We start from the raw sequence: 12246 nt of genomic DNA on the forward strand, positions 1-12246 counted from the left end.
TGCGAGTTCCGCTATTGTGTACTACGACCAGTTAGTCGTATTACCACAGTACTACCTGCTTTCCAAGCTTCCCTCCTCGCCACCGAAATGACGAGTGTCGAACGTATCCGAGCAGCCGACGACGCAATCTAAATCACATCGATCAGAGAGAATGTACCGACCAAATAGGTCACGACCTAGTACATTCCCCACGGGGGCAGAACTAAACTAACACAGATCATCTCAAAAGTGATAGCCCGCTTGTGCTTCTTTCCTTAAAAGTATTCTCTCAATACTCAGTTTTCCGCTCCAGTCAGTGAAAAAAGGATTGGCTTTAAGATAATTTAAGCATTCACTTACCGCCGCCGGCTTTGGTTGAATGCCTTTTACTTTTGAATACAATAACTTGAATGATGATTCGATCTTGGCGTTGTTGGCGTGTGGGAAAGAAGCTAAGTCAAAAAACATGAGAATTAATTCTGTTTTTGTTTCAGGTGATTTACTTTCCGTAATTAAGCATTCGAGTTTATCGTAAATAGCATCGCGTAATAGCAAATTCTGCCCATCCATACATAGCATATATAGTGCACTGATCATTTCAAAATAATCTAGACCACTAACATCATTGTTGGAAACGCCAAAAAAGTCGACTATCTGTTGCTCACTTAGAACGTAGTTTCCAAATTCCAGTTTTAAACATAAAAGGAAATTTATTATTTCTATTTTGGGAACGTCAGGTGAAGTCAGATTATTTAAAATAATAGATGTTTCATCCTTGATTTTTTTGTGAATCTCAGATTTAGATAAAGGGGAGAGTGCTTCTGATACTTTTTTGACCAAGATCAATATTTGGGAAAATAAGAAACTAGATCTTACCTTGGGAGACATACAGTATAGAAAGCTAGTGAAGTCGATTATTACAGTAATGAAGTTTCTATATACACTATCATGATCTCGAATGTTTTTAATATGAGCCATCTCAGACTGTATTTTTGATAACCTTGATCTTATTATAGTCATAACTAAACCGCTAAAAGAAGAGTAGTCAGCATTATTTGAACGTACAGAAGACTTAAATCTATTGATAAGAATTTTAGACCTAGTGTAAGGCTTGTATATATATATTAAACTTGGAATCTCCTTCTTTGCAATACGTGAATCAATAGACGATTTATCTCTCTTGATGGATGAAAAAAAATGGTCTAGTGCATCAGAAACTTCAGTCTTGGCGATTGATAAATTTGTAATAAATGGTCTAGATACAACAGACTCTTTGCTTTCATTGACGAACAGCTTGTAGTTCCTAAGCTCAGTTCTAAACTTATCGTAGATATATCTGGCGAGATTTTCATCTCTAGTAAATACAAAATAGTCATCTACATAACGCTTAATTGTATAATCGGTTCCGCGAAATTTATTTTCTTTTAATAACTCATTTTCAACCTTGCAGTCTATAGCTTGAAGTATGATTTCTGCAAAAACTCTCGAAAATTCTGGACCTATAACAATTCCATTAGTTTCATCATCATTCATCGAGCGAATTTTGGCATCAAAATCGCTATCGAATGTTTTTTTACCTATATTCTCTTTGGAAAAATCTTTTCCTTTTATAGCCCAGCCTATACTGTGCGTGTAAATGCTATCGAAACATTTTTCAATGTCAAAGCGGAACATATATGAGAACTTTTTTTCAAGTGACTGAAACTCCAAAGAATCAAAAAATTTATACAGTAAAGTGTATCCAGAATATGAAAAAAAAGAGCATCCATATGCTTTGAATAGATCATCACTGTCTTCCTGCTCACTAGTTTCTTGAACTACATCTCCATCAGAAAATTTTGACTCATCGAGTTCGTTTAATATTGTCCCTTGATAGTAATACGATGCAATTCCTGTTGGTTTTCTGATGCTGAAGTTTGATTTTGAACACAAGTTTGTTATTAAATCAGAGTAGTCAAATATTAGATCTTTCATTGCAATCTGTGAAGATGGATGAGGGATTGATATATACCTATATCCCAGGGCGAGAGCATGAGTGTTCACTTTTTAAACACCCCAATTCCAGCCTCTAAAACAGCATCCAAATAACCGGGATCCATCATTAGCGCTCGTTTCTTTCTTGGTACGCTGAGCTTTCGGCTTTTGTCCTGTCGTAACATGTTGAGTCCAATATGGCGGATACTCGCAAGATTCGCTGGCGCATTTGCTCGATAAATCTGACAGTTATCTTCATTCATGCTGACATCTAACACCCAATGTAGCTGGTTTTCTATTAACCAATGGCTGCGGCAGGCATTGGCAAACTGGTCGACATCCAGTTCAGCTGAGCTGATAAAGTATCGCCGTTCATAACTAGGATATTGGTCCTTTGTCATCCGGTAACTGCTTGCCACTGCGATAGTTTTTAGCATTGGCCATTGCTCACGAATATCCTCAGGCAAGACGACAGCACTTAACACTTGGTAACTACGGCCTTCCAACCTCGACTTTTGCTGCTCGGTATCTTGTCGTTCGATGCTTTCGTAGGCTTGAAAGGATTTGTCCAACGCGCTGTGTAATCGACCTTGGTTCCCTTTAACGGCCAGCAGATAGTCACCTTTCTGTTCGATGATTTGTTGGGCGATCTGCTTCTGGCAGCCCATTGCGTCAATGCTTATCAAGCAGCCTTTAATTTCTAACAGGCGTAAAAGCTCTGGGATTGCTCTGATTTCATTCGATTTTTCTTCGGTCTTCACTTGGCCAAGCACCAAACTGCTGGAGCATGCGAATGCGCTGACCATATGAATAGCCGAACTCCGGTTACCTGGTTGCCAACTACCGCGCAGTGTTTTGCCATCGATCGCAACCAATTCACCTTCAGTGCGGGAACTGACATCGCACATCCAATCGATAAAGCACTGCTGCAAAAGAGCGGGCTCAAGCTGTGAAATCACGCGAGCAATGGTATCGTGGACAGGAATGCCGTGTTTAAAGAAACCGCGTTTTTGCAACCAATCAAGCCGATGAACGCCAAAATCTTCAATATCTTCCCAACCTTCAGCTCCCGTCATGACTGCGCACAACGTCAAAAAAATTATATCAAACAATGGGTAATGGACTTTCGCAGATTGGCGTTGATCTTTGAGGGCGGAAAAGTGCAGAGTAAAAGAGTCGGTTTGCATATCAGTAGCCTTTGCAGTAAAAGGCAGTATCTGATCATAAAGTGTCAAACGCTGCAACTTTTAACAAATGTGGCTAAAAAACATTCGCGATCTTGCCCTGACCTATATCCTGAATCACCTTTTCTTATTTTATACTGATATGGTTGTGTTTTTTTAGAGTAACTTAGTAGTTCATTAATAAAGCTCGGGAATTTATTTTTACTTACAATTTGATTGTAAATAAGAATATTTGAAAAAAACAATGGCGTTTCATATGGAAGAACTTCTGTAAGCAATATTCTATTCTTGTCATGTTTTTTTACAGTTATCTTATCCATTGTTCCACCCTGATTTTATTTTGTTGACCTGAGAAGGTGCAAATTCGAATTTATATTTATTTTTAAAACCTTTTGAAAACGAATATTTGTTTAATATTTCTTTTTGAGAGTCACTTATTAATATTTTCTTACTGCCGCCAGAAAATATTAGTTTTTTAAGGAAAATATCCAATAATTCATATTTGCTTGCTTTGTTGATATGGATGTAACTGTAATAAACTCCAGCCATCATAGAAGATACTTTGCTTTTTCTACTATCTACGTAATAGTTTCCTGTAAGGAACTTCAGTCTATCCTCTAGCCTCTTGAAGTTCCCCTTTGTTTTGTACTGTTTGAAAGTGATATATAATCTATTTTTTATCTTGTTATATTTTGATTCTGATATATCAACTTTTATTTTATTCTTTAGGTTTTTCGCAAGTTCTGGAAATTCGAAGTTATAACCAAGAAAATCAAAAGATTTCACACGAACCTTGCATGCACTTGGCGTTTTACACTTTCCCACACAGCCACATGGTTGACAACTGCATTTGGACCAGCATCTACAAAGCGCAACCCTACATTGGCAAGATGTTGAGCAGAAACAATTTTTAGCTGTCACAACTCTTGTTTTGTTTCTATTTAATATCATTCCGTCAGGAATTATAGTATTTATTTCGCTATTGATGTCGATCCTTCGTGTAGACATTATAATTATGTCATCAACATATCTGGCATAGTAATAAACGCCTTCTATTTTTCTTATTTTTTCATCTAATGGCCTAGCAGCTAACTCCGAAATTGATGCACTTAAACCTATCCCTCTGGGAACGCCTTTAATATTTTGGATTTTTATGATTGAAGAAAAAATATCGAAAACACCTAACGATTCCGTATTTAGAACTCCATCATTAATAAACTTGGAATTTATGTTGTTAATATCTATATTTTCATAAAAGCTCTCCAAGTCTAGTTTATATATATACTTAGGTACCTCTTCAGATAAAAGTGAAATAATTTGCTTTACGATTACCTGCCTGTCCTTCTGCTTTATCCTGTATATGTTCCTGATATTTTCATCTAGTCTGGATAAAACAGTTTCATCAGTCTGATTTCTAGTGCAGTACACTGGTTTTTTGTTGATGGAGTATGTATGAAAATGTTGCATTTCATAACTTTTATTTATTATACCTTCTGATGCTAACTGTGCGCCTACACCGATTAATTTCTTAGAAACTGATCTCGATTTGAATTTTCGATTTGCGAGTGTGTGCTTTAGATTCCACTCTGAAAACGACTGTTTGCTCATAAAAATCCTTTTATTGTTTAAACTAATAAATTTTAGAGGTCTTTTCAATACAAATATCTTTTTATAAAATTCAGTGGTTAAATTATAACTACACTCTGTTTTAATATCTCGCAAAATTTATCTATTTTATCAGTGGGGAACAAAATTAAAATAAATTACTGCCTTACCCTCACGGAAAGTATAGATGGATATATTTATCTACTGAGTCCCGTAAACAAATCCGCATTAAAATAAATTTATTAATTTTGTTGGTTAGCGGTTGTTTGAGTGATACTACATTGTCGCTCACTTGAAAAAACATTCTAAAATATGGAATTTTGAATTTTTGCGTGATAGCAAAGTACAAAATTTGTCACCTTTTTTCAAAATAAAATGAAAATAATTAGAAATTGAGGCCTTGCGGATCTTTTGAATAGTGATGTCGTAATCAGCAGCCAAAGAATTAATGCCCACTATCATTTAAATAAACTCCGCAAACTCTAGGTAGTACATTAACTTAGTCCCTAACTTTCCCCACAACCTTCAACCGCTCATTCTCAAAAACCAAAACACCCTTATCACACTGCAGCTGCGCCAACTTCGCCATTCGTACTGCCGCCTGTGCCGTAGCCCGCTGAAAACCCAACAGCCCTAAAGCAGCCGAAGCAGCATCAGCGACACTAATGGCATGCGCGTCTTGCACCGTCAGCAATAAGGCGTTGGTCAGTTCGGCGTCGCAGACGTTTTCCAGCTTGCGGGTGGCGGTGTCGGCGGTGTTCCAGTTTCTTAATTTGACGGTGCTGCGACCATGCGGCCATAACACTTCGTCTTTATCTAACTGGATCAATCCTTTGGCAACGGCGCTTGCAATGGCCTGATCCACAGTGCGTTTAATTTTGGCGCCAACCCGGGTCAGGCCTGCGGCACTGGCTAGGCGGGTGGCCACTAAGTTGGCGAAGATGGGGTATTCGGTTTCAACAATCCGTTCCACCGCATGCACCAACATACTTAACGGAATAGCGCTGAAATCATCGACTGCCGGGATATTTAACTTCGACACATCGGTTTTTTTATAGGGTGTTGTGCAAGCCTCAAACTCCGGTTGTTCTTCCTCAACGCGCAGAATTGGTGCTGCAACTGCCTCTGGCGCGGCAACCTGCTGTTTTACTTGCCTGATAGAGCTGTTCGCTTGCGCTGCCATCGACAACATCAGTTCATCATGCTGTGCGATTGCTTTGTCGATAAGTAACTGCAGCCGTTGTAACTCTGCTTCTGGATCCCGAAACCAGTCCGTGGACCAAATTCGTTCAAAGGTCCAGCCAAGCCCTTCCAGCACACTTTGTCGCAGTCGTTCGCGGTCGCGGGCGGAAGCTGCTTGGTAATAACCGGCGCCGTCATATTCCAGCGCCAACACAAATTTCGTTGGGTCTTGCGGATGTTTAATGGCTAAATCGATGTAATACCCCTGACTGCCGACACGGGTGGCAACCTGATAACCCAACCGTTGGATGGCCTGATGCAGCAAGGCGCCAAAAGCAAAGTTTTGTTGCTGTTCTTTTTCATGGGCTTTGTTGAGCTGGCCGGACTCGGCAAATTGCAAAAAGATTTGCAGTGAACGCACACCAAAAGGGCTGTCAGCTTCAACTTTCAGTTCATCGCCTTTAAAGTTAGCAAACACTTCCATCGCCAGCCGTGCGCGGGAGATCAACACGTTTAACCGCCGTTCTCCACCTGGTTTATTAAGCAGGCCAAAATTTTGGCTCAGCTGGCCGGTGCTGGTTTTGCCATAACAAATACTGATATAAATAACGTCGCGTTCGTCGCCCTGGACGTTCTCCAGGTTCTTCACGAAAAACTCATCGCCACCGGCATGTCGTGCAAAGAATTCATCAGTTTCAGGATGCAAACGGCGTTCTTTTTCCAGCTCAAGTAAAATGGCATCACGCTGCGACAGACTGAAAGCCACCACACCTAACGACAAGTGCGGTTTAGTTAAAGCATGGTGCAGTACTGCAGCGACCACAGTTTTTACCTCACCTGGATTGGTGCGGGAGCCGCCTTTATCGTAGTGAGTTTCTGGTAAATGATGGAATTTCAGCCCTGTGGCATCGGGGTGAAAACCGGGGCTTGGAAAGGCCACTAACTTGTTTTTATAAAACTGGTCATTGGAGACAGCAATCAGCGAATCGTGGCGGGAGCGATAGTGCCAACGCAGCATTTTACTGGCAGCGCCACGGGCTTCCATCAGCGCCAGAATACTTTCCATTTCTGCGGTGGCACTGCTTTCCAGCTCTTCTTCTTCCAGTTCAACCGCTTTACCAAACAAGTTGCTGGGAGGCATCTGCTTACTGTCACCGACCACAATCACCTGCCTTCCGCGCAACATGGCGCCCAAAGCATCGGGCGCTGGAATTTGGCTGGCTTCGTCAAAGATCACCAGATCAAAATCCAAAGCACCTTGTTTCAGATAGGTAGCGATGGACATCGGGCTCATCATAAAAATCGGTTTGGCTTGCTGGATCACGTTACCGGCTTCAGCCAATAGTTTTCGGATCGGAATATGGCGCTTTTTCTTGCCAAGCTCACGCAGCACCAGCTCCATTTCGCCTTTGGCGGTTTTCTTCGGCAAGCGCTCATACAGCCGGTTGACCAACAGCTCTTGTGCAAAAAACAAACTATTGCCATCAATCCGCTTAAAGTCCCGCAGGCTTTGCTCATGTTTCGTCCGGTCAAATTGCCGGATGGCGTCCGAGCTATCGTATGCATGGTCAACCAGACCCCGGTAATAACTAAGCTCGAATACCGTCAACAGCAGTTCTGGCGCGTGTTGCCACGGGTAAGCCAGTTCGGTGAAAGGTGTAATGTTAAAAGGTGCAAACGCCTGAAGAATCTGGTTATAGCGGGCGAAATCGTACAGCAGAGCGGAGTTTTTCCAGCCTTTTAACCAGCTATTTAGTTGCGTAAATGGCACTGCAGTCAGGTCATGGCTTGGCTTGCTGTGTTGGATTTGGATCAGTTCTTTGAGCGTCTGTGCTTGTTCAGTAATTCCGTTACATAGTGTTGTCAGTGAGTTGGCATGGTCGCGCAGCCGTTTTTTATCTATACCTGCATCAATCAATGCTGCCAGTGACTGAGGTAATTCATGCTTGCCGACTTTCTGATAAAAGTCGCTGATCCAATGCAGGATCTGGCTGAGTTCATGGTGATCTGAAAACTCACCTTGCCACTGCGAGCCAAACACTTCGCTTAACAAGGTGTGATAACTGGCCAGTTCTTTTTTGGCGCTTTGATAGGCGAGGGCAGTATCTAAGGATGTAAGCCAGTCCGCAGCAGATGCTGGCAAAGCGCCACGCCAAAGCCCGGCTAATGTTGCTTTTGCCTGGCGATAGCCGGACGACAGGAAGCGCCACCATTTATCGGTTTTGCCAATCAGCCCTTGCCGGATCCTCAGTAAATCGGCATCCAGCGCCTGCGCGATAAAACGTTCATCGCAGTAAGCTTTTAGTGTTAAAAAATTCGCCAGGCAGCTGAGTCCGTTTTCAATCCGCTTCTGCTCAACTGCCCACATTGGGTTGTTTACTTTAACGTTCTTCAGCTCTGGCACATCTGCCAGCCAGATAGTCGTTGCGATGAGCGGTGTCACTTGCTGCAGGCTTGGTGGTTGCTCCAGCTGGAGAAAAGCACTCAGGGTTTGCGTCTGGGTATCTAGTTGGCTCAGCAACTGGCTGGTTTCTGCCAAAGCCAAGGTTAACGCCTGCTGCAATGCCGGTGAAAAGTCAGTACGGCCAGACATCGCAAAAGGATGCGCCGCCGGTACGCCGACACGTGCCAGTTGCTGCACCAACTCTGTAACCAGCTTTCTGGCAGTGCTGTACTGCTCGGCTGTCCATCCTTTAAAACAACTGAAGGGTAAGGCTGGCAACAGATTGTCGGGATCTTGGGCCTTCAGCTGCAGCAGTGCGCCTAAGGCTTCAATGTAATTGAGTCCGCTTTGCAAAATGGGTGCGCGGATGGCCTGCACATAAGCATCCAGCAAGGTTTTTGCCTGGGATAAATCCGCGAGTTCTTGCTGGCGGTTGTCGGTTTGTGGCCGCCCTTGTTCAAGCGACTCGGCAATAGAACCAAGTACGGCTTTTTTCGTACTTTTGTGGCTATGCAGTTCGAGGACGGCAAAGCCCATATGCGTTTCATCGAGGCGTTTTTTCACCACCTCCAGTGCCGCCATTTTCTGCGCCACAAACAGCACTTTTTTACCCAGCGCGACTGCTTCGGCAATAATGTTGGTAATGGTTTGCGATTTACCCGTGCCTGGCGGGCCTTGAATAATCAGGTCTGCACCAGACTTCATCGCTAAGATAGCTTCAATTTGGCTGGAGTCGGCGTCTTTTACCAGATGGAGCTTTTCCGGATGATTCAGATCATCTGGGTTAATCTCTGGATTGTGGTCAAAACCATCCCGGAACAAGCGGCCAATCAAAGGCAGCTGCGATGGTTTTTTCCCCTCGGGCCAGCCTGCTGGATCAAGGTCCATATACATCTGAAACTTGCCAAATGAGAATAGCCCTAAACCGATTTTATCCGGATGCACCCGCCAGGAAGGCTGAGCGGCTATCGCGTCGGAGACCGCTTGATAATAATCCGAGACGGTCATTTCATCGGTATAAGCAGGAAGTATTAACTTGAATTCAGTTCTTAGTTTTGCGGCTAACGTCAGGTTTGAACCCAGTTCTTCGCCGGTGTAACGCAGCTTGAAGCTATCTCTGGCCGAAGAACGGGTGAGTTCTACCGGCAGTAAAATCAACGGTGCATACCTTGAGACTGATGCGTTAGCGGGCTCATTCCACTGTAAAAACCCAAGTGCCAGATATAGAACTTCAACACCTTGCTCCTGCAGCATGGTGTGCGCTTCAGTTTCGAGTTTCAGTAATGCTTTATCCAGCTTTGCTGGGATTAATCCTGTTTGCAGGTATTTATCGCTAAACCGAGCCGAACCTTTCTTTTGTTCCAGATACAAATCAAGGGGCGGTAACTCGGTTTCATCGTCTGATTGAAAGAAGGAGCCTTCATCCTCATCGTCGGCAATTTTTTGTTGATAGGCTTCTGGCAGTGGTAAAAAACTCAGCGGGCTTTCTTGCTCCACCAACAATGCAAAAATCTTGGCCGATTGTTCATCAATAATGTCGAGCGCTTTGCCGCCACTACGGTAATTGAGCTGCGGGTTGGATCGAAAACCCATATCCAATAATTCAAGACGCGCACGTTCCAGTTGCTGCTCAACCACCATAAAAATCCTTTTTTGTTATGTTGAACAGCAATAGTCTGCAGAATGTTTTGCTGGCGACATTGGATAAAAAATTACCATAGCAATGGTTGTTTCCAAAATCAATCAAAGGTGTTGATTGGAGTGGGGAAGTTTGTGGCTAAAGACTTCAATTTGACGTTGCCATGTGTTCCTTAGCTGAAGTTCTTCTGCAGCGACCTATTACAAAAGCGCTGGCTCAGACGTTATTGCTTGTTTTCCATAAACTCAACAAATCTCTTAGCGTATGCGAGGACAAGCATTGCATCTTCCTTACTTGCCAAGTGATGAATTGGCGCTGAGGGTAATGGCGGTAAGTCGGCACGTTGCGGGAGATCGTGCTCTAACCAACGCCAGCATTTTGATGGTTTGTATTCACAGACCGGCAGCAGTAGCTGAATAATCTGCTCCAGGATTTGCGGTTGTCCAAACCAGGAAACCGGTTTGACCGCTGGAGTTCTGCCACCTTTGATGATTCTTGGGAGTTGAGCCGCTGCTAATTCATAATCCTGGATACAGTCTCGTACCCAGTCCGCGTGCTTCGCCAGATCTTGATTGGTACTTCTTGCTTGTTGATTTGTGGGAATAACGAGGCCAATCTGCACTTTTTGAAGTGATTTAATTTTTGCCATCACGGGTGCAATGTCTGTGTCATTAGTGACAAACACTACTTGTTGCAGTTCAGGGTCTGTCATTACATCAAACAGTGACTCCACAGCAATGTTTACATCGGTTTGTTTTTCTTCGAGTTTCCAGATATTTACCCGCTGGCAATCTTTAGGAAACCGTTTGGGATTTATCGGATCAAGCTGGTACGCACTGGTCGTAATGAGCGAGTAGTAACCTTTGATGATTTCTAGTCTATGGAGTGGATAGGTAAAACTAAGTGCGCGATGATAGGCGATTTGGTCTTGCACGGAAGTTGAGGATTTCGCTGCTTTATCAATGATTTGTGCTGTGAAGTACTTCACAAAAACATCATTAGCACCGTGCTCAGGCTGCGATGACGGGAGCACGTGATCATTAAATAGCTTGAAAATATCCAGCCACTTGTGTGGTGTTCCACGCAGGCAACCATAGTACAAGTTAAATCCATCGATGTAGATGTTGGTTTTCAAGTAGATGCATCCTTTCTACTACTGAAAATGAAAAAACCGGCGGTGAGGCCGGCTTCTTCGCCCAAAACTCAGGGGTCAAATACCACGCGTGAGAATTGGGTTAGTTGTTAAAAGTGAGCTTATACCAAAACTTCAGTAAAGTGAATCTTTATGGAACAGCTTTTTTACAGCTATGCGATGCCGTCGTATTAAAAACAGTTACCAAGTGGGCGATGGCGCTCCGCTTATGCGCCCCTAGCAGTCTGCAAAGGTGAGAAGCCAATTCAGCGCGTAGGCGTTGGGCGAAATCTCGATAACCTTGGTCTTTTGGCAAGCATCAAGAAATCAATCCTTCCGAAACCAACCGGCAATACTAAACCGCTCAAACTCCGCCGGCAGTACCTGATGCGGAAAACGTTCGCTTTCAAATGTTACCAGTAAACCGGCTTGTGGTAATACCCGCGTTAGCTCAACTTCGTTTTCGTCATAGATCACCAGTTCGCCGCCGCTTGGTACGTCGTTTAAATATAAAACTGTGGTGAGCACGCGGTTGGAGCGGCCGCGAAAGGCGTCGAGGTGCGTTTGGTAGAAGTCGCCTTGGCGGTATCGGGCGAAATGGCACTCGTGGTGGGTGAGGCCGAGGAAACATTGGCGGTTCATTTGCTGCTGCAGTTGCAGCATGAAGGCGAGGTAGTCTTGTTGCGCTTGGGTCGAACCGTCGAGCCAAGCGGTGTGGTCGCGGCGGATGTCGCTATTTTGTTGCAGCTGCCCGGCGCGGCCAACCCCGGCGGCGGTTAAATCTTTGTGTTGTTGCACTTCGGTGAGTAGCGCTTGGCATAAATTTGCGGGGATGGCTTGCGGCAGGATCGCTAAGCCATGTTGATAAAAGTCCGGCATGATCAGATCGACCCAGTTGGTTTTGGTGGGCCAATTGGGCGAAGTCAAAGTAGAGGAAAAGTCAGACATACAGAAGACTCAATACAAAGTGCCGGGGACAGCGCTTTGTACTGAGTTTGGGTTGGTGTGTCAAGTCATGGGGTTTTTGGATGCCTTGGCTTTGCTTGGCGCACTACCGCTGTCGCGGTGAGTGACGCCCTACGATCCGGTTGGTACATTTCATTTGGAT

General features: G+C 43.8%; 6 protein-coding genes. All 6 read right to left on the bottom strand.

The features are described from left to right. Window positions 1-222 precede the first annotated feature (222 nt). Entirely contained in the window at window positions 223-2022 is a 1800-nt protein-coding gene (drt3b, locus tag EOE67_RS19380; protein ID WP_127701080.1) for an antiviral reverse transcriptase Drt3b, read from the bottom strand. Continuing rightward, entirely contained in the window at window positions 2019-3140 is a 1122-nt protein-coding gene (locus tag EOE67_RS19385) for an ISAs1 family transposase (RefSeq protein WP_127701082.1), read from the bottom strand. Before EOE67_RS19385 ends, drt3b begins: the two co-directional genes overlap by 4 nt. Before the next feature lie 309 nt (window positions 3141-3449). Continuing rightward, complete coding sequence (gene drt3a / locus EOE67_RS19390) at window positions 3450-4745, bottom strand: antiviral reverse transcriptase Drt3a (RefSeq protein ID WP_127701084.1); 1296 nt, start codon at window positions 4743-4745, stop codon at window positions 3450-3452. A 496-nt stretch (window positions 4746-5241) separates the two neighbouring features. Continuing rightward, on the bottom strand, window positions 5242-10008 hold the full coding sequence (locus tag EOE67_RS19395; protein ID WP_127701086.1) for a DUF3320 domain-containing protein: 4767 nt from the start codon (window positions 10006-10008) through the stop codon (window positions 5242-5244). A gap of 221 nt (window positions 10009-10229) precedes the next feature. Continuing rightward, a complete protein-coding gene (locus EOE67_RS19400; protein WP_127701088.1) occupies window positions 10230-11141 on the bottom strand; it encodes an NYN domain-containing protein in 912 nt (303 codons plus the stop codon). Window positions 11142-11465: 324 nt separating this feature from the next. Then, window positions 11466-12086, bottom strand: coding sequence for a 2OG-Fe(II) oxygenase (locus EOE67_RS19405; RefSeq protein ID WP_127701090.1), 621 nt, complete (start codon window positions 12084-12086; stop codon window positions 11466-11468). Between the last annotated feature and the right edge of the window lie 160 nt (window positions 12087-12246).

This window comes from Rheinheimera riviphila, assembly GCF_004005945.1.
GTDB classification, from domain to species: domain Bacteria; phylum Pseudomonadota; class Gammaproteobacteria; order Enterobacterales; family Alteromonadaceae; genus Pararheinheimera; species Pararheinheimera riviphila.

Coding starts and splice junctions, on each gene's coding strand:
- EOE67_RS19405 (WP_127701090.1), bottom strand. CDS start 12,086: ATGTCTGACTTTTCCTCTACTTTGACTTCGCCCAATTGGCCCACCAAA.
- EOE67_RS19385 (WP_127701082.1), bottom strand. CDS start 3,140: ATGCAAACCGACTCTTTTACTCTGCACTTTTCCGCCCTCAAAGATCAA.
- drt3a (WP_127701084.1), bottom strand. CDS start 4,745: ATGAGCAAACAGTCGTTTTCAGAGTGGAATCTAAAGCACACACTCGCA.
- EOE67_RS19395 (WP_127701086.1), bottom strand. CDS start 10,008: ATGGTGGTTGAGCAGCAACTGGAACGTGCGCGTCTTGAATTATTGGAT.